The sequence below is a fragment of the Streptomyces sp. NBC_01214 genome (genome assembly GCF_026340975.1).
GTDB lineage: Bacteria > Actinomycetota > Actinomycetes > Streptomycetales > Streptomycetaceae > Streptomyces.
Genome location: NZ_JAPEOS010000001.1, coordinates 2,286,281 through 2,304,362 on the forward strand (window position 1 = coordinate 2,286,281; position 18,082 = coordinate 2,304,362).

At 73.5% G+C, this 18,082-nt stretch carries 20 protein-coding genes and 1 pseudogene; 16 read left to right on the forward strand and 5 right to left on the reverse strand.

Annotated elements, in window-relative coordinates; genetic code table 11:
• The first annotated feature begins 1 nt into the window (after position 1).
• From OG594_RS10965 to hisF, 5 genes are read left to right on the forward strand one after another with little or no spacing between them, the layout of a single operon-like run.
• Positions 2-169, forward strand: a complete 168-nt coding sequence (locus OG594_RS10965; RefSeq protein WP_030724515.1) for a hypothetical protein — start codon at positions 2-4, stop codon at positions 167-169.
• Positions 166-816 (forward strand): imidazole glycerol phosphate synthase subunit HisH, encoded by a 651-nt coding sequence (hisH, locus tag OG594_RS10970; protein ID WP_030009965.1) that lies wholly within the window; start codon positions 166-168, stop codon positions 814-816. Before OG594_RS10965 ends, hisH begins: the two co-directional genes overlap by 4 nt.
• Positions 816-1,547 (forward strand): bifunctional 1-(5-phosphoribosyl)-5-((5-phosphoribosylamino)methylideneamino)imidazole-4-carboxamide isomerase/phosphoribosylanthranilate isomerase PriA, encoded by a 732-nt coding sequence (gene priA / locus OG594_RS10975; protein WP_266597651.1) that lies wholly within the window; start codon positions 816-818, stop codon positions 1,545-1,547. The genes hisH and priA overlap by 1 nt, the downstream gene beginning before the upstream one ends.
• Positions 1,544-1,924 (forward strand): RidA family protein, encoded by a 381-nt coding sequence (locus tag OG594_RS10980; protein WP_266597653.1) that lies wholly within the window; start codon positions 1,544-1,546, stop codon positions 1,922-1,924. The genes priA and OG594_RS10980 overlap by 4 nt, the downstream gene beginning before the upstream one ends.
• The gene (gene hisF / locus OG594_RS10985; protein ID WP_266597655.1) at positions 1,921-2,676 is read left to right on the forward strand and encodes an imidazole glycerol phosphate synthase subunit HisF; all 756 of its coding nucleotides are present in this window, start codon (positions 1,921-1,923) and stop codon (positions 2,674-2,676) included. Before OG594_RS10980 ends, hisF begins: the two co-directional genes overlap by 4 nt.
• A gap of 621 nt (positions 2,677-3,297) precedes the next feature.
• On the opposite strand, the gene OG594_RS10990 is transcribed toward hisF, so the two are convergent.
• Positions 3,298-3,930 carry a TIGR03085 family metal-binding protein gene (locus OG594_RS10990; protein WP_266597657.1) on the reverse strand — a complete coding sequence of 211 codons (633 nt, stop codon included), beginning with the start codon at positions 3,928-3,930 and terminating at the stop codon, positions 3,298-3,300.
• A 91-nt stretch (positions 3,931-4,021) separates the two neighbouring features.
• On the opposite strand from OG594_RS10990, the gene hisI reads away from it, so the two are divergent.
• The 11 genes and pseudogenes from hisI to lgt all read left to right on the forward strand — a co-directional run bounded on the left by hisI (position 4,022) and on the right by lgt (position 13,205).
• A complete protein-coding gene (gene hisI, locus OG594_RS10995) occupies positions 4,022-4,390 on the forward strand; it encodes a phosphoribosyl-AMP cyclohydrolase (RefSeq protein ID WP_030012381.1) in 369 nt (122 codons plus the stop codon).
• Between the two features lie 14 nt (positions 4,391-4,404).
• On the forward strand, positions 4,405-5,895 hold the full coding sequence (locus tag OG594_RS11000) for an anthranilate synthase component I (protein WP_266597660.1): 1,491 nt from the start codon (positions 4,405-4,407) through the stop codon (positions 5,893-5,895).
• Between the two features lie 14 nt (positions 5,896-5,909).
• Positions 5,910-6,590 (forward strand): TIGR02234 family membrane protein, encoded by a 681-nt coding sequence (locus OG594_RS11005; RefSeq protein ID WP_266597662.1) that lies wholly within the window; start codon positions 5,910-5,912, stop codon positions 6,588-6,590.
• A gap of 124 nt (positions 6,591-6,714) precedes the next feature.
• A complete protein-coding gene (locus tag OG594_RS11010) occupies positions 6,715-6,966 on the forward strand; it encodes an HGxxPAAW family protein (RefSeq protein ID WP_266597664.1) in 252 nt (83 codons plus the stop codon).
• 84 nt (positions 6,967-7,050) lie between these two features.
• Positions 7,051-7,557 carry a DUF2752 domain-containing protein gene (locus tag OG594_RS11015; RefSeq protein WP_266597666.1) on the forward strand — a complete coding sequence of 169 codons (507 nt, stop codon included), beginning with the start codon at positions 7,051-7,053 and terminating at the stop codon, positions 7,555-7,557.
• 172 nt (positions 7,558-7,729) lie between these two features.
• On the forward strand, positions 7,730-8,539 hold the full coding sequence (gene trpC / locus OG594_RS11020) for an indole-3-glycerol phosphate synthase TrpC (RefSeq protein ID WP_109782100.1): 810 nt from the start codon (positions 7,730-7,732) through the stop codon (positions 8,537-8,539).
• 9 nt (positions 8,540-8,548) lie between these two features.
• Complete coding sequence (trpM, locus tag OG594_RS11025) at positions 8,549-8,758, forward strand: tryptophan biosynthesis modulator TrpM (RefSeq protein WP_266597670.1); 210 nt, start codon at positions 8,549-8,551, stop codon at positions 8,756-8,758.
• Between the two features lie 205 nt (positions 8,759-8,963).
• Entirely contained in the window at positions 8,964-10,205 is a 1,242-nt protein-coding gene (gene trpB, locus OG594_RS11030; RefSeq protein WP_266597672.1) for a tryptophan synthase subunit beta, read from the forward strand.
• Positions 10,202-11,017 carry a tryptophan synthase subunit alpha gene (trpA, locus tag OG594_RS11035; RefSeq protein WP_266597674.1) on the forward strand — a complete coding sequence of 272 codons (816 nt, stop codon included), beginning with the start codon at positions 10,202-10,204 and terminating at the stop codon, positions 11,015-11,017. Before trpB ends, trpA begins: the two co-directional genes overlap by 4 nt.
• Before the next feature lie 108 nt (positions 11,018-11,125).
• Positions 11,126-11,917 (forward strand): annotated as a pseudogene (locus OG594_RS11040) (DsbA family protein); the annotation flags it as partial.
• A gap of 319 nt (positions 11,918-12,236) precedes the next feature.
• Positions 12,237-13,205, forward strand: a complete 969-nt coding sequence (gene lgt, locus OG594_RS11045; RefSeq protein ID WP_266602792.1) for a prolipoprotein diacylglyceryl transferase — start codon at positions 12,237-12,239, stop codon at positions 13,203-13,205.
• A gap of 256 nt (positions 13,206-13,461) precedes the next feature.
• Here the strand turns inward: lgt and OG594_RS11050 are convergent, their stop codons facing one another.
• From OG594_RS11050 to OG594_RS11065, 4 genes are read right to left on the reverse strand one after another with little or no spacing between them, the layout of a single operon-like run.
• Positions 13,462-14,277, reverse strand: coding sequence for a CoA ester lyase (locus tag OG594_RS11050; RefSeq protein ID WP_266597678.1), 816 nt, complete (start codon positions 14,275-14,277; stop codon positions 13,462-13,464).
• Positions 14,274-15,467, reverse strand: coding sequence for a CaiB/BaiF CoA-transferase family protein (locus OG594_RS11055; RefSeq protein WP_266597679.1), 1,194 nt, complete (start codon positions 15,465-15,467; stop codon positions 14,274-14,276). Before OG594_RS11055 ends, OG594_RS11050 begins: the two co-directional genes overlap by 4 nt.
• Entirely contained in the window at positions 15,464-16,375 is a 912-nt protein-coding gene (gene rbsK, locus OG594_RS11060) for a ribokinase (protein ID WP_266597681.1), read from the reverse strand. Before rbsK ends, OG594_RS11055 begins: the two co-directional genes overlap by 4 nt.
• Complete coding sequence (locus OG594_RS11065) at positions 16,372-17,802, reverse strand: ADP-ribosylglycohydrolase family protein (RefSeq protein ID WP_266602794.1); 1,431 nt, start codon at positions 17,800-17,802, stop codon at positions 16,372-16,374. Before OG594_RS11065 ends, rbsK begins: the two co-directional genes overlap by 4 nt.
• Positions 17,803-18,082 lie beyond the last annotated feature (280 nt).

An 18,082-nucleotide genomic window follows, 5' to 3' on the forward strand; every position in this document is an offset into this window, starting at 1 on the left:
CGTGAACGGCCTGAACACCATCCTGATCGTCCTCGGCCTCTTCCTGGCCGGTGGCGTCTACTCCTTCCAGAAGCAGAAGATGCCCAAGTCGGTCGTCATTCTGCTCGCTCTGGCCTCCGCGATGTGTCTGGCCGCCGGAGTCCTGCGAATCCAGGGAATTTGGGAATGAGCGCAGTACGCCCCACCAAGAACGTCGTCGTCTTCGACTACGGCTTCGGAAACGTCCGCTCCGCCGAGCGGGCCCTCGCCCGCGTCGGCGCGAACGTCGAGATCACCCGCGACTACGACAAGGCCATGGACGCCGACGGACTCCTCGTCCCCGGCGTCGGCGCCTTCTCCGCCTGCATGCAGGGCCTCAAGGACGCCCGCGGTGACTGGATCATCGGCCGCCGGCTCTCCGGCGGCCGCCCGGTCATGGGCATTTGCGTCGGCATGCAGATCCTCTTCGAGCGCGGCATCGAGCACGGCGTCGAGACCGAGGGCCTCGACGAGTGGCCCGGCACGGTCGGCCCGCTCAAGGCCCCGATCGTCCCCCACATGGGCTGGAACACCGTCGAGGCCCCCGCCGACAGCCAGGCCTTCAAGGGCCTGGACGCCGACGCCCGGTTCTACTTCGTGCACTCCTACGCGGCGCGCGACTGGACCCTCGAAATCACCAACCCGCTGATCCGCGCCCCCAAGGTCACCTGGGCCACCCACGGCGAGCGCTTCGTGGCGGCGGTGGAGAACCGGGCCCTGTGGGCCACGCAGTTCCACCCCGAGAAGTCCGGCGACGCCGGCGCCCAGCTCCTCACCAACTGGATCGAGACCCTGTGATGACCGCACCCACGCTCGAACTCCTGCCCGCGGTCGACGTCCGCGACGGACAGGCCGTCCGCCTCGTGCACGGGGTCTCCGGCAGCGAGACCTCCTACGGCTCCCCGCTGGACGCGGCCCTCGCCTGGCAGCGCTCCGGCGCCGAATGGCTGCACCTGGTCGACCTGGACGCCGCCTTCGGCACCGGCGACAACCGCGCCCTGGTCGCCGAGATCACCCGCGCCATGGACATCAAGGTCGAGCTCTCCGGCGGCATCCGCGACGACGCCTCGCTCGCCGCGGCCCTCGCCACCGGCTGCACCCGCGTCAACCTGGGCACCGCCGCCCTGGAGACCCCCGAGTGGGCCGCCCGGGCCATCGCCGAGCACGGCGACAGGATCGCGATCGGCCTCGACGTACGCGGCACCACCCTCAAGGGCCGCGGCTGGACCAGCGAGGGCGGCGACCTCTACGAGACCCTCGCCCGCCTGGACTCCGAAGGCTGCGCCCGGTACGTCGTCACCGACATCGGCAAGGACGGCACGCTGACCGGCCCCAACCTGGAGCTGCTGAAGAACGTCTGCGCCGCCACCGACCGGCCCGTCGTCGCCTCCGGCGGCATCTCCTCGCTCGACGACCTGCGGGCGCTGTCCGAACTGGTCCCGCTGGGCGTCGAGGGCGCGATCGTCGGCAAGGCCCTGTACGCCAAGGCCTTCACCCTGGAAGAAGCCCTGAAGGTGGTCTCCGCATGAGCGACGTACGTCGTATTTCTTCCGGCGGTCCGTACGAGGACGTCATCGGCTACTCCCGCGCCGTGCAGCTCCCGAACGGGCTCGTGCTCGTCTCCGGCTGCACCGCGGCCGACGGCGGCGGCCCGTACGACCAGGCGATCACCGCGTTCGGGGTGGCCTTCAAGGCCCTCGCGCAGGCCGGTCTCGGCCCGGAGCACGTGGTGCGCACCCGGATGTACCTCACCCACGCCCGCGACGTGGACGAGGTGGGCCGCGCCCACAAGGAACTGTTCGACGAGGTCCGCCCCGCCGCATCCATGATCATCGTCTCCGGCTTCGTCGACCCCAGCATGGTCGTCGAGGTGGAGGTCGAGGCGTACAAGGAGGCGTCCGCATGACCCTCGCCGTACGCGTGATCCCCTGCCTGGACGTGGACAACGGCCGGGTCGTCAAGGGCGTCAACTTCCAGAACCTGCGCGACGCGGGTGACCCGGTGGAAATGGCCAAGCTGTACGACGCCGAGGGCGCCGACGAGCTGACCTTCCTCGACATCACCGCGTCCTCCGGGAACCGCGAGACCACGTACGACGTGGTGCGCCGCACCGCCGAGCAGGTCTTCATCCCGCTCACGGTCGGCGGCGGCGTCCGCACGGCCGACGACGTCGACAAGCTGCTGCGGGCGGGAGCGGACAAGGTCGGCGTGAACACCGCCGCCATCGTCCGCCCCGAGCTGATCCAGGAGATCGCGGAGCGCTTCGGCCGGCAGGTCCTCGTCCTGTCCGTGGACGCGCGCCGCACCGCCGCCGGGACCTTCGAGGTCACCACGCACGGCGGCCGGCAGGGCACCGGCATCGACGCGGTCGAGTGGGCGCACCGGGCGGCCGAACTGGGCGCGGGCGAGATCCTGCTCAACTCGATGGACGCGGACGGCACCAAGGACGGCTACGACATCGAGATGATCGCGGCGGTGCGCAAGCACGTCACGGTCCCGGTGATCGCCTCGGGCGGCGCGGGCCGCCTCGCCGATTTCGCCCCGGCGATCGAGGCGGGTGCCGATGCGGTCCTCGCGGCGTCGGTCTTCCACTTCGGCGACCTGCGCATCGCGGAGGTCAAGTCCGCCCTCCGCGAAGCGGGCCACCCGGTCCGCTGACCCTTGCCCTGGCCGGGCCTTTGCCCTGGCCGGGCGGGTGCGGGTTCTACTCCGGGTGCGGCCCTTGCCCTGGCCGGGCGGGTGCGGGTTCTACTCCGGGTGCGGCCCGGTGGCCGCGCCTCAAACGCCGGCGGGGCTGGGGTGTGTCGCCTGGGCGGGATTGGGATGGGGGTGCGGTCCCGGCGGCGGGTATCTCCTCGGCTTGCGGAGCGGCGCGGTGTGGAAATGCGGGGCGGTGGCGGATCCGCGTCGCCTGCGGGGACACCCCCCGCCGTCCCCGCCCCCGGCCGTGCCGCCCCACCCGACGGACCACACCCCCGGCCGGGGACACCAAACCCAGCCCCGCCGGCGCTTGAGGCGCGGCCACCGGCCCGCACCCGGAAACGCCGCCCAGCCAGGGCAACGACGGGACCACCGGCCCGCACCCGGACAGGAACCCCACCCGGGACGGGACCCGCACCCGGAAACGCCGCCCGGCCAGGGCAACGGCGCGGCCACCGGGCCGCCCCCGGACAGGAACCGCACCCGGGACGGGACCCGCACCCGCCCGGCCAGGGCAAGGGGCAGCCGGAGCATGACCCAGCCCCGCCGGCGTTTGAGGCGGGGGCCCGGGTTCCCGGGTCAGAGGCCCAGTTCGGCCACCGTCAGCTTGGCCACGGCCTCCTTCTCGCCGTCCAGCGCCACCGACGCAGACGCCTGCCGGCCGAAGCAGAACAGCGTCAGTTCCCCCGGCTCGCCGGTCACCGTCACCACCGGCGCACCCCTGTGCGCCACCACCGTCCGCCCGTCGGGACGCCTCAGCACCAGGCCCACCGGCGAGCGGCGGCCCGTCAGGCGCGCCAGCTTCTCCAGCCGGGACCACAGCGCGTCGGAGAAGACCGGGTCCAGTTCCCGCGGGGACCAGTCCGGCTGCGCCCGGCGGACGTCCTCCGCGTGGACGTAGAACTCGACCGCGTTCGCCGCCTCGTCGATCTGCTTCAGCGCGTACACCGACATCCTCGGCGGCCCGGTCCTGATCAACTGGATCAGTTCCTCGTACGGCTTGGCCGTGTACTCCTCCATCGCCTTGTCCAGGCGGGCCTTCAGCACGTTCAGCAGCAGACCGCCCGCCGCGTCGGGCCGCCGCTCGCGGACCACCACGTGCGCGGCCAGGTCCCGACAGGTCCAGCCGGCGCACAGCGTGGGGGCCTCCGGACCGGCCGCCTCCAACAGGTCCGCCAGGAGCAGGCGTTCACGCTTCGCATGGGTAGACATGCGGGTCAGCCTACGGCGGGAACCCGCCCGGCACCCGTTCATCAGGCGGACGCGGATCATTGCCCCCGCCCCGGCCCGGCACAATGTCCACATGAGTACGTCCCCCCGCCCCGGCAACCTCGACCCCGCCATCGCCGCACGCCTCAAGCGTTCCGCGGACGGGCTGGTCCCGGCCATCGCCCAGCAGTACGACACCGGTGAGGTGCTCATGCTCGGCTGGATGGACGACGAGGCCCTGCACCGCACCCTGACCACCGGACGCTGCACCTACTGGTCCCGCAGCCGCCAGGAGTACTGGGTGAAGGGGGATACTTCCGGCCACTTCCAGCACGTGAAATCCGTCGCGCTCGACTGCGACGCCGACACCGTGCTCGTCCAGGTCGACCAGGTCGGAGCGGCCTGCCACACCGGGGCGCGCACCTGTTTCGACGAAGATGTCCTCCTCCGCGCAGCCGACTAGGTAGGGTCCCCGAAATGGATCTTGAGACGTTCCGCAAGCTCGCGGCCGACCGCCGCGTCATCCCCGTGAGCCGCAAGCTGCTGGCCGACGGGGACACCCCCGTCGGGCTCTACCGCAAGCTGGCAGCCGAACGCCCCGGCACCTTCCTCCTGGAGTCCGCCGAGAACGGCCGCTCCTGGTCCCGCTACTCCTTCATCGGGGTCCGCAGCGACGCCACCCTGACCGCCCGGGACGGCCGGGCGCACTGGATCGGCACCCCGCCCGTCGGCGTCCCCACCGACGGCGACCCCCTCGACGCCCTGCGCGCCACCGTCGAGGCCCTGCACACCCCCCGCGACCTCGCGGGCGCCATGCCCCCCTTCACCGGCGGCATGGTCGGCTACCTCGGCTACGACATCGTGCGCCGCCTGGAGCGCATCGGCGAGCACACCGCCGACGACCTGGAGCTGCCCGAGCTGACCATGCTCCTCACCTCCGACCTGGCGGTGCTGGACCACTGGGACGGCACCGTCCAGCTCATCGCCAACGCCATCAACCACAACGACCTCGATTCCGGGGTCGACGAGGCGTACGCGGACGCCGTGGCCCGCCTCGACGCGATGGAGGCCGACCTCGCGCGGCCCGCCCCCTACGTGCCGGCCGCGCTGCCCGCCTCCGCGCTGCCCGAGTTCTCCGCCCTGTGGGGCGGCGAGAAGTACCAGGCGGCCGTCGAGGACATCAAGGAACGCATCCGGGCCGGCGAAGCCTTCCAGGTGGTGCCCTCGCAGCGGTTCGAGACCGAGTGCCGGGCCTCCGCCCTGGACGTCTACCGGGTGCTGCGGGCCACCAACCCGTCCCCGTACATGTACCTCTTCCGCTTCGAGAACGGCTTCGACGTGGTCGGCTCCAGCCCCGAGGCGCTGGTCAAGGTCGAGGACGGGCGGGCCATGGTCCACCCCATCGCCGGCACCCGCCACCGGGGCGCGACTCCGCAGGAGGACAACGACCTCGCCGACGAGCTGATGGCCGACCCCAAGGAGCGGGCCGAGCACCTGATGCTCGTCGACCTGGGCCGCAACGACCTCGGCCGGGTCTGCGAGCCGGGATCGGTGGAGGTCGTCGACTTCATGTCGATCGAGCGCTACTCCCACGTCATGCACATCGTCTCCACCGTGACGGGACGCGTAGCCGAGGGGAAGACCGCCTTCGACGTGCTCACCGCCTGCTTCCCGGCCGGCACCCTCTCCGGCGCGCCCAAGCCGCGCGCCATGCAGATCATCGAGGAGCTGGAGCCCTCCCGCCGCGGCCTCTACGGCGGCTGCGTGGGCTACCTGGACTTCGCCGGGGACTCCGACACGGCCATCGCCATCCGTACCGCGCTGCTGCGCGACGGCACGGCGTACGTGCAGGCCGGAGCAGGTGTCGTCGCGGACTCGGTGCCCGAGCTGGAGGACAACGAGTGCCGCAACAAGGCGGCCGCCGTGCTGCGCGCGGTGGGAGCGGCGAACCGCCTCCACGGCTCTTGAGGGCGTAGGGGATAGTGGGGTACGTGAGTGCCGTACCCCCGCCCCGAAACGACGCCGACGCCCCGTCCGAGCCCGAGGCTCCCGACAGCCGCGGCGGCCGCCGCAGCGTGGCCGTCGCCCTGCTGCTCGGCGCCCTCGGCGCCACCGTCGTCCTGCTCGCCTCCGGCCGGACCTGGGCCCGGGGCACCGCCGCCATCGGCAGCGACTCGCTCCAGCTGGCCGCCGACGGGCGGGCCGTCACCGGCCTCCCGGCGGCGCTCGCCATCGTGGGCCTCGCCGCACTGGTCGCCGTCTTCGCCGTGCGCGGCAGGAGCCGGCTGCTGGTGTCGGGGCTGCTCGCGCTCAGCGGCCTCGGGGCGGCACTGTCCGCGGCCCTCGGCGGCGACGGCCGCAGCGCCCTGGACGCGCAGGCCGCCCGTACGACCGCCGACAGCGCCGCGCACGTGGCCGGGCTGACCCAGACGACCTGGCCCTACGTCACGGCCGCCGGCGCGGTCCTGATCCTGGCGGCCGGTCTGCTGGCCCTTCGCTTCGGCCGGAGCTGGCCCTCCATGGGAGGCCGCTACGAGCGTGACGGCAGCCCGCGCGCCCGGACTGTCGCGGCGGTTGATCCGGACCGGCCGGAAGATCTGTGGAAGGCTCTGGACCGCGGCGAGGACCCGACCACCGACCCGGGCGGCGACCGGGCCCGCTGACCGGGCCCACAGACCCGACCCCCCTGGACGGCGAAGCCGCCCGGTGCGGGACAATGGTCGCCGAGCGTCCGACACAGACCGCACGTTCGACACAGCAGCGCGACAGAGCAACGAGGAGCAACTCATGGCGGGCACTAGCCACGGACACACCCCGGCCGCCTGGACCGGTGTCACCATCGCCTTCATCGGTTTCTGCATCTCCGGCGCCTTCATGGTGCTCGCGAACCCGCTCGGCTTCTGGGCCGGACTCGTCGTCGTCGCGCTCGGCGGTGTCGTCGGCCTGGGGATGAAGGCCGCGGGCCTGGGCGCGCCGAAGGCCGCGCACAAGGACCTCGCCGAGGTCATCGCCGCGTCCAAGGTTCCCGCCAAGGTCTGAGCGCGCGAGCGACCCGGTCCGTAGCGACGCGGTTCGAAGCAACGCAGCCGAAAGGCGCGGCCCCGCCGGGCTGCGCCTTTTGTCATGAGCGGAGAGAATCAGCAGGTGGACGCCTCTCGTACCCCCGATGCCCCGCCGTCGCCGGCGCCCGTGCCCGCGGAGCCGGGGCTGCCCGCCGGGCGGCCGTCCCCGTCCCGGGGCCGGCGGCTCGCCGTCCCGGTGTCCTACCTGGCCGGGGTCACCGCCGCGTTCGTGTACGTGGGCGCCGTGGACCCCAACGAGCCCGGTCACTACCCGGTGTGCCCGCTGTTCCGGCTGACGGGCGTCCTGTGCCCGGGCTGCGGCGGCCTGCGCAGCGCGCACGCCTTCGCGAACGGCGATCTGGTCACCGCGCTCGGGGCGAACGCGCTCGCGGTCGCGGGCTACTTCGTCTTCGCCGCCTTCATGGCCCTGTGGCTGGTCCGCGCGTTCCGCGGCAGGCCGACCCCGAGGATCGTGCTGCGTCCGAGGTACTGGTGGGCGCTCGGTGCACTGGCGCTGGTCTTCGCCCTTGTTCGAAATTTCTCCTTCGGCTCCGCACTGGCGCCCTGAGCCCCCTGGCCAGGCCCTATGAAGCACAGATTCCGAATGTCCAGTTACTGGGACGACGTCAACCGGGTGCGGAGGGCAACGCCTCCTACGGATACCATTTGAATGCCGACCTTGCTGTTGTACTCGTCTGCAAGGCGGCCGACCGTCATCGACCCGGAAGGGGGCCGCTCGCGTGAGTGTGCTCGACGAGATCATCGAAGGGGTCCGCGAAGACCTTGCCGAACGGCAGGCCCGCGTGAGCCTCGACGAGCTCAAGGAGCGTGCCGCCAAGGCGCCCCAGGCCAAGGACGGCGTCGCTGCCCTGCGCGGCGACAGCGTCAAGGTGATCTGCGAGGTCAAGCGCTCCAGCCCCTCCAAGGGTGCGCTGGCCGCCATCGCCGATCCGGCCGGGCTCGCCGCTGACTACGAGGCTGGCGGTGCGGCGGTCATCTCCGTCCTCACCGAGCAGCGCCGGTTCGGCGGCTCGCTGGCCGACCTGGAGGCCGTCCGCGCCCGCGTGGACATCCCGATCCTGCGCAAGGACTTCATCGTCACGGCGTACCAGCTCTGGGAGGCCCGCGCCTACGGCGCCGACCTCGCCCTGCTGATCGTCGCGGCCCTGGAACAGGAGGCCCTCGTCTCCCTCATCGAGCGGGCCGAGTCCATCGGTCTCACCCCGCTCGTCGAGGTCCACGACGAGGAGGAAGTGGAGCGCGCGGTCGCCGCCGGTGCCAAGATCATCGGCGTCAACGCCCGCAACCTCAAGGACCTCAAGGTCGACCGCTCCACCTTCGAGCGCGTCGTCGGAGAGATCCCGGACCACATCGTCAAGATCGCCGAGTCCGGCATCCGTGGCCCGCACGACCTGATCGCCTACGCCAACGAGGGCGCCGACGCCGTCCTCGTCGGGGAGTCCTTGGTGACCGGCCGCGACCCGAAGGCGGCCGTGGCCGACCTCGTCGCCGCCGGCGCCCACCCCGCCCTGCGCCACGGGCGGAGCTGACCCGTACCCATGACCCACGACCGCTCCTGCGTCCGCACCCGGCCGGGCTCCCGCCCGGTCGCCGTGCCGACGGCGCACGCGCCCCTGGCGCGCGGCTGCCGCCCCCGCGGCTGCCGCGCCCCGGCCCGGCGCGTGCACGGGCGGCGGGTCCGGTACGTGATCGGCTCCGAGCCCGGCCAGGTCAACGGCATGCGATGGCGCCGCGGAGGCGCGCTGTAACGAGGGCCGCCGCGGCCCGGTACGCGAGACGTACCGCGCCGCGCGCAGCTTCCGTACGGCCTGCCGTCCCGGGCCGCCGGCTCCGGACGCGGGCCGCCCCGCACCGTACGCACCACATCCCCCAGCGGGGTGTCCGCGACACGGGCGGGCGGCGCAATACGGTGAATCCACCCCGCCGCATCTCGCACCCGTAGGAGCACTGGACATGTCCAGCGAGTTCTTCATTCCGGACCCGGAGGGTCACGTTCCCAACGCCGAGGGCTACTTCGGCGACTTCGGCGGCAAGTTCATCCCGGAGGCGCTCGTCGCCGCCGTGGACGAGGTCGCCGTCGAGTACGAGAAGGCCAAGGACGACCCGTCCTTCGCGGCCGAGCTCAACGACCTCATGGTCAACTACACCGGCCGCCCGAGCGCCCTCACCGAGGTGCCGCGCTTCGCCGAGCACGCCGGCGGCGCCCGGATCTTCCTCAAGCGCGAGGACCTGAACCACACCGGCTCGCACAAGATCAACAACGTGCTGGGCCAGGCGCTCCTGACCAAGCGCATGGGCAAGACCCGCGTCATCGCCGAGACCGGCGCCGGGCAGCACGGCGTGGCCACCGCCACCGCCTGCGCGCTCTTCGGCCTCGACTGCACCATCTACATGGGCGAGATCGACACCCAGCGCCAGGCCCTCAACGTGGCCCGCATGCGCATGCTGGGCGCCGAGGTCATCGCCGTGAAGTCCGGTTCCCGGACGCTCAAGGACGCGATCAACGAGGCGTTCCGCGACTGGGTCGCCAACGTGGACCGGACCCACTACCTCTTCGGCACGGTCGCCGGCCCCCACCCCTTCCCGGCCATGGTCCGCGACTTCCACCGGGTCATCGGCGTCGAGGCCCGCCGCCAGATCCTGGAGCGCGCCGGCCGCCTGCCGGACGCCGTCGCAGCCTGCGTCGGCGGCGGCTCCAACGCCATCGGCCTCTTCCACGCCTTCATCCCGGACGCCGACGTCCGCCTGGTCGGCTTCGAGCCCGCCGGGCACGGCGTCGAGACCGGCGAGCACGCGGCCACGCTGACCGCCGGCGAGCCCGGGATCCTGCACGGCTCCCGCTCCTACGTCCTCCAGGACGAGGAGGGCCAGATCACCGAGCCGTACTCCATCTCGGCCGGCCTGGACTACCCGGGCATCGGCCCGGAGCACTCCTACCTCAAGGACTCCGGCCGCGGCGAGTACCGCGCGGTCACCGACGACGCGGCCATGCAGGCCCTGCGCCTGCTCTCGCGCACCGAGGGGATCATCCCGGCGATCGAGTCGGCGCACGCCCTCGCGGGCGCCCTCGACCTGGGCAAGGAGTTGGGCAAGGACGGCCTGCTGGTCGTCAACCTGTCCGGTCGCGGCGACAAGGACATGGACACGGCGGCCCGCTACTTCGGGCTGTACGACGGCGAGGGGGAGAACAAGTGAGCACCGGAAACCTCCAGCTGCTGAGCGACACCCTCGCCAAGGCGAAGTCCGAGGACCGCGCGGCCCTCGTCGCCTACCTGCCGGCGGGCTTCCCGACCGTCGACGGCGCCATCGAGGCGGTCAAGGCCGTCATCGAGGGCGGCGCGGACGTGGTCGAGATCGGCCTCCCGCACAGCGACCCGGTGCTCGACGGCGCGATCATCCAGACCGCCGACGACATCGCCCTGCGCGGCGGCGTCAAGATCGCCGACGTGATCCGCACGGTCCGCGAGGCGCACGAGGCGACCGGGGCACCGGTCCTGGTGATGACCTACTGGAACCCCATCGACCGCTACGGCGTCGAGCGGTTCACGGCCGAACTGGCAGCGGCCGGCGGCGCCGGCTGCATCCTGCCCGACCTGCCGGTGCAGGAGTCCGCGCTGTGGCGCGAGCACGCGGACAAGCACGGCCTGGCGACCGTCTTCGTCGTGGCCCCCAGCAGCAAGGACGCGCGCCTGGCCACCATCACGGCGGCCGGCTCCGGCTTCGTCTACGCCGCCTCCCTCATGGGAGTCACCGGCACCCGCGAGTCCGTCGGCAACCAGGCCCAGGACCTGGTCCGGCGCACCCGCGCCACCACCGAGCTCCCGGTCTGCGTGGGACTCGGTGTCTCCAACGCCGTACAGGCCAAGGAGGTCGCGGGCTTCGCCGACGGCGTCATCGTCGGCTCGGCCTTCGTGAAGCTGCTCCTGGACGCGCCGGACCTGCCGGCCGGACTGGACGCCGTACGGGCGCTCGCCGGCGAGCTCGCGGAAGGCGTGCGCCGGCGCTGACGCGCGTTCGATGACGGCCACGGATGTCTGATCGGGTTCTGTAGTCCGATCGGGTGGAAGTACGGGCAGGGAGGCACGCGAGTGCCTCCCTGCTTCGTTTGGCGGAACGTGAGCGAGAAGAACGACGGTGCGAACCGCGATGCGACGAAACGATCGGCCCGGGAACGACTCCTCGTGGAGCGCGAGCGGCAGAAGACCCGGGACAAGCGCCGGCGGACCCTCGTCGTGGCGGCGGCGGTGGTCGGCGTCCTCGCCTTGGCGACCGTCGTCGGCGTGATCGCGGCCAACACCGGCAAGGACGGCTCCGCCAAGGCGGGCCCGGTGGTCGCCCCCTCCGGCGCCACCGGGAAGGACGCCCTCGCCATCCAGGCGGGCAAGCCGGAGGCGAAGTCCTCCCTCACCGTGTGGGAGGACTTCCGCTGCCCCTCCTGCAAGTTCTTCGAGGACAACTACCGCGACGTCATCCATGACCTGGAGGCCAAGGGGCTGCTCAAGGTCGACTACCACCTGGTGACGCTCATCGACCGGAGGATGGGCGGCAGCGGCTCGCTGAAGGCGGCCAACGCGGCGGCCTGCGCGCAGGACGCCGGCAAGTTCACCGAGTACCACGACCTCCTCTTCCAGAACCAGCCGCAGGAGATCGACGACGCCTTCGGCAAGAACGCCAAGCTGCTGGAACTGGCGGGCAAGGTCGACGGGCTGGACACCCCCGAGTTCCGCTCGTGCGTCGAGGGCGGCACGCACAACAGCTGGGTGGCCAAGTCGGACGCCGCCTTCACCGCCGGACAGTTCCGGGGCACCCCGACCGTGCTGCTCAACGGCAAGGACATCCTGTCCGACCAGGCCAACCAGGTGACCCCGCAGAAGCTGAAGGAACAGGTGGAAGCCGCCGCCAAGGGCTCGGGAGGCGCGGACGCCGGGGCCGGGGCCGGGGCCGGGGCCGGGGCCGGGAAGGCCTCACCGTCGGGCAGCGCGACCCCCGGATCCGGGTCGAAGGCCGGGTCGAAGACATCGCCGTCGGCCTCGCGCACGGGATCGGGTACGGGATCGGGCGGGTCGTCCGACGGGTCCTCGAACCGGTCCACCGGTGGGACCTCCAACGGCTCCTCCAGCGGATCCCCACAGGACTGAACCCGGCCCGTTCCAGGTCTGGATTTGGTTTCGTCTTGCCGGGCGGGTTGCGGTGCGCACCGCCCGGCAAGGTAGCGTCATGTCTGCCATGGACCTTGCTTACATCCCCAGTCCGTCGACCGGCGTGATCCATCTCGGACCGATCCCGCTCCGCGGCTACGCGTTCTGCATCATCATCGGCGTCTTCGTCGCCGTCTGGCTCGGCAACAAGCGATGGATCGCGCGCGGCGGAAAGCCCGGCACGGTCGCGGACATCGCCGTGTGGGCCGTGCCCTTCGGCCTGGTCGGTGGGCGCCTCTACCACGTGATCACCGACTACCAGCTCTACTTCGGCGAGGGTCGCAACTGGGTCGACGCCTTCAAGATCTGGGAAGGCGGACTCGGCATCTGGGGCGCCATCGCGCTCGGCGCGGTGGGCGCCTGGATCGGCTGTCGCCTGCGCGGGATCCCGCTGCCGGCCTGGGCCGACGCCCTGGCTCCCGGTATCGCGCTGGCCCAGGCCTGCGGACGCTGGGGCAACTGGTTCAACCAGGAGCTGTACGGCCGGGCCACCGACCTCCCGTGGGCCGTGGAAATCAGCGCGGGCCCGAACCGGGACGCCGGGACCTACCACCCGACCTTCCTGTACGAGTCGCTGTGGTGCATCGGCGTCGCGCTGCTGGTCCTGTGGGCCGACCGCCGCTTCACGCTCGGCCACGGACGGGCCTTCGCCCTGTACGTCGCCGCGTACTGCGTCGGCCGCGGCTGGATCGAGTACATGCGGGTCGACGAGGCGCACCACATCCTGGGCGTCCGGCTGAACGTCTGGACCTCGATCGTCGTCTTCGTCCTGGCGGTCGTCTACCTGGTGCTGTCGGCGAAGCTGCGGCCGGGCCGCGAGTCGGTCGTCGAGCCGGACACCTCCGGCGGCAAGGACGGCGACGACGCGGACGCCGCCGACGCGGATGCCGCCGACGCGGCGAAGCCCAAGGCCAAGGCCAAGACGCCCGTGCTCACGAAGGACGCCCCCGCCAAGGCCAAAGCCAAGGCCAAGGCCCCGGAGGCGGGCAAGCACTGACCTGCCCGGTCCGCGAAGGGGGGGGCGGCGTACACCGCGGCACCCCCCTTCGCGTTCCCGGCCGCCCCATCCAACCCGCCGGCGTTTGAGCCGCGGGGGCCGGGGCGGAGTCCCAAGGGATGGCGCCACGCCGAACCCAGCCCCGCCGGCGATTGAGGCGCGGGGTCTGGGGCGGAGCCCCGGGACACGGCGCCGCGCGCGGTATCGGCGGGTGCCACGCGGGGCACGGGCGCAGCCCGGGAGGCGGCGGGCGGAGTCAGCGGGCGGCCTCCCGCGCGGCGAGCGCAAGGGTGCGGTGCGCCGCCGCCACGACCGCCGGATCCACGAACCGCCCGTCCGGCAGGGCCAGCGCCCCCGGGGCGGCACGGGCCGCGCTCAGCACCTCCGCGGCGGCGCTGACCTCCTCGGGCGCCGGGAGGTAGGCCCGCTCGATCACCGGCAGCTGGCGCGGATGGATCGCCGCCCGGCCGAGGAAGCCCAGGGCGCGCCCTCGGGCGCACGAGACCGCCAGCGACTCCAGGTCCCGGATGTCCGGGAACACCGACTGCGCCGGGGGCGCGAGCCCCGCGGCCCGGGCCGCGACCACCACCCGGGAGCGGCACCAGTCCAGGCCCGGCTCCGCGCTGACGGCCAGATCGGCCCGCAGGTCCGCCTCGCCCAGGGAGAGCCCGCGCAGGGCGGGGTGCGCGCGGGCGATGTCGTACGCGCGCTCCACCCCCACGGCCGATTCGAGCAGGGCGTACAGGCTCACCCCGCCGGTGCGGTCGGCGACGGCCGTGATCTGCCCGGGGGCGCTGATCTTGGGCAGCCGCAGCCCCGCGAGGCCGTGCAGCCCGCCCAGCGCACTCAGGTCGGCGCCGCCCCAGGGGGAGTCCAGGGCGTTGACGCGGACGTGGACGGGGAGCGGGGGCCGCTCGGCGAGCAGATCGGCGGTCGCGGCGCGGGCGTACTCCTTGCGCGAGGCCGGTACCGCGTCCTCCAGGTCGACGATCACGGCGTCCGCCCCGCAACCGAGGGCCTTGGCGACCACCTCCGGGCGGTCGCCGGGCGCGTACAGCCAGGTCAGGATCACAGGGCTCCCTCGGTCCGCAGTGCGGTGATCTCGGCCTCGGTCAGCCCGAGCTCGGTCAGGACCTCGTCGGTGTCCGCGCCGTGCGGGCGGCCCGCCCAGCGGATCCCGCCGGGGGTCCCGGACAGCCGGAAGAGGATGTTCTGCATGCGGAGCGGGCCCAGCTCCGGGTCCTCGACCTCGGTGACCGTGTCCAGGGCCGCGAACTGCGGGTCGGCCATCACGTCCCGCACGTCGTAGACCTGGGCGACGGCCGCCTCGGCGTCCTCGAACGCGGCGACCACCTCCTCGGCCTTGTGCCGGGCGATCCAGCCGCCCACGGCATCGTCCAGCACGTCCGCGTGCCGGGCCCGCCCGGCCCCGGTCGCGAACCAGGGCTCGGCGATCAGCTCGGGCCGGCCGACCAGCCGCACGACCCGCTCGGCGATGGACTGCGCGGAGGCGGAGACGGCCAGCCAGCGCCCGTCGGCACTGCGGTAGGTGTTGCGGGGGGCGTTGTTCGCGGAGCGGTTGCCGGTGCGCGGCTGGACGTAGCCGAGCTGGTCGTACCAGAGGGGGTGCGGGCCGAGCACGGTGAGGATCGGCTCGACGATCGCCAGGTCCACGACCTGACCGTGCCCGGTGCGCTCCCGCCCGGCGAGGGCGGTCATCACGGCGTACGCGCAGGTCAGCGCGGCGATCGAGTCGGCGAGTCCGAAGGGCGGCAGGGTCGGCGGTCCTTCCGGCTCCCCGGTGATCGCGGCGAAACCGCTCATCGCCTCGGCGAGCGTGCCGAAGCCCGGACGGTGGGCGTACGGGCCGTGCTGGCCGAAGGCCGTGACGCGCGCCAGGACCAGGCGCGGGTTGGCGGCGGACAGCTCGGGCCAGCCCAGCCCCCACTTCTCCAGGGTGCCGGGGCGGAAGTTCTCGATGACCACGTCGGCGGTGGCGGCGAGGCGCAGCAGGGTGTCCCGGCCGCCCGGGGTCGACAGGTCGAGGGTCATGGTCCGCTTGTTCCGGCCGAGGAGCTTCCACCACAGGCCGATCCCGTTCTTGGCGGGGCCGTGGCCGCGCGAGGGGTCGGGGCGGTCGGGGTGTTCGACCTTGACGACCTCGGCGCCGAAGTCGCCGAGCAGGGTGGCGGTCAGCGGCCCGGCGAAGAGGGTGGCCAGGTCGAGCACGCGGAGCCCCGCCAGCGGCCCGGTGGTGGTCACGAGGAGGCTCCGCGCTGGGCCGCGGCGAAGGCGTCGGTCTCGGCGCGGGTCGGCATCGAGTCCTGGGCTCCCGGGCGCTGGACGGAGAGCGCGGCCGCCGCCGAAGCCCAGCGCAGGGCCTCGGACATCGGCCGGCGCTCGCCCAGGGCCACGGCGAGGGCGCCGACGAAGGTGTCCCCGGCGGCGGTCGTGTCCATGGCCCGTACCCGGGGCGCGGGCACGGTCAGCGGCTCCTTGCCGCGGGCGGCGTACAGCGCCCCGGCCGCCCCGAGGGTGATCACCACCTCGGGCACCTCGGCCAGTAGGGCCTCGGCGGCCTGGAGCGGGTCGGTGAGCCCGGTGAGGGCGGCCGCCTCGTGCTCGTTCGGGACGAGGAGGTCGGTGGCGGCGAGCAGGTCGGCGGGCAGCGGCTGGACGGGGGCCGGGGTGAGCACCGTACGGACGCCGTGCGCGCGGGCGGCGCGGGCCCCGGCGAGGACGGCGGAGAGGGGCAGTTCGAGCTGGAGGAGCAGGGAGCCGGCGGCGGCGATCCTGGCCTCGTCGCCCGTCTCCAGGCCGGTGACGGCGGCGTTCGCGCCGGGGATGACGACGATGCTGTTGCCGCCCTCGTCGTCCACCGTGATGTGGGCGGTGCCGCTGGCGCCCTCGACGGTGCGCAGGGCCGCCGTGTCGACCCGGGCCGCGGTGAGCGCGGAGCGCAGCCGTACGCCGAACTCGTCGGCCCCGACCGCGCCGATCATCACCACCTCCCCGCCGGAGCGGGCGGCGGCGACGGCCTGGTTGGCTCCCTTGCCGCCGGGGACCGTGCGGAAGGCCCGGCCGGTGACGGTCTCCCCGAGGCGGGGGGCCTTGGGGACGTAGGCGACGAGGTCCATGTTCGTACTGCCGAGCACGGCGATGGCCGTCATGAGCGTGCTGCCTCCTGTGCGGTGAGGTGGGCGAGGGCGTCGAAGCCGATGCCGTCGAAGCCGGGGACGGTGGTGGCGAGGCGGTTCTTGAGGGGTGCGGTCCAGCGGTGCGGGAGCGCGTCCGGGGATCCGGCGAGCAGCCCGGCGAGGGCGCCGGCGGTGGCGCCGTTGGAGTCGGTGTCCCAGCCGCCGGACACGGCGCGGCAGACGGAGCGGGAGAAGTCCCCGTCGGCGTGGGTGAGGGCGGCGGCGATCAGCGCGGTGTTGGGGACGGCGTGGACCCAGTGGTAGTGCCCGTAGCGGGCGTGCAGCCGGTCGACGACGAGGTCGAAGTCCGCCTCCTGACCGGCTGCCCGGATCCCGAAGCGGACGGCCTCGGCGAGGCGCGAGCGGGGCGGTACGAAGGCCAGCCCGGTCCGGAGCGCGGTGTGGACGTCCGAGCGGCCGGTGGCGGCGGTGGCGGTGGCGGCCGCGACGAAGAGGGCGGCGTAGACGCCGTTGCCGGTGTGGGTCAGGGCGGCGTCCCGGTAGGCCTGGGCCGCGGCGGCGGCCGGATCGCCCGGATTGGTCCAGCCGTGGACGTCGGCGCGGATGAGGGCGCCGATCCACTCGCGGAAGGGGTTGTGGTGGGTGGCGGTGACGGGCGGCTCCAGGCCGAGGAGGAGGTTGCGGTAGGCGATGCGCTCGGCGGTGAAGGTCCGTCCGGCCGGCAGCTCGTCGAGCCAGAGGCGGGCCACGTCGGCGGTGGTGAAGCCCTTGCCGTGGCGCTGGAGCAGGAGCAGGCCGAGGAGGGGGTAGTTGAGGTCGTCGTCCTCGGGCATGCCGTCGATGTTCTCGGCGAGGGAGGTGGGGGCGGAGCGGCGGTTCCAGGGGTAGGCGGCCAGGACCTCCGGCGGGACGCCGCGTTCGCTGAACCAGTCGTCCAGCGGCCAGTTGCCGGCGGCGCGGGCGAGCGCCCGGATCCCCTCCAGGGGCAGCTTCTCGACGGGCTTCCCGAGCAGGCACCCGACGGCCCGCCCGAGCCAGGCGGCCTCCAGCCGGGCGGCCTCCGGCGGGTCGGCCTCCGGCCCGGTCCGCAGTAGGGGTTCCGGCCCCGCGCCCGGCGGTTGCGCCGCGCGGGGCGGTGCGGATGCGGGCGCGGCGGTCCGCCCGTGTTCCCGCCCTGCGGGCGGCGTCCTTGCGGCGTGGGGTGGGATGCGGCCGGGGGCCGTCCCCGTGCTCGTGGGCGCCTGCTCCGGGTGGGACCGGACGTGGGCGCGGCCCGCGAGCCACGGCCGCCCCGCTGCGGGCGGCGGCGCGGGGTCGGGAGCGCCGGGAGACGGTCCGGGGTCCAGGACGGTGCCCTGCCCATCCGGACTTGCCACGGGGTCCGGCAGGTCGGTGGGTCGGGCGTCGAGGGCGGGGTGTGGCTGTGCCGATGGGGGCATGGCCCTCGTCGCGCGGGGCGGTGCGGGGGCCGGGGCGGTGCCTGGGATGCCCGGTCTCGGGGTCGGGGCTCCGCCCGGGTGGGGCACGGGGTCCGGCGGGTCGGTGGGTCGGGCGTCGGGGGCGGGGTGTGGTTGTGTCGATGGGGTTGGGGCTTTGGTGGGCGGGGGTTCCGGTGGGGCGTATGCGGCCGGTGGGCAGCTGGCCCGGATGGCCGGCCAGGACCCGGGCTCGTCGGCTGCGGAGCGGAGCGGGAGCTGCGCCAGGTCGTCGAGGAGGCGG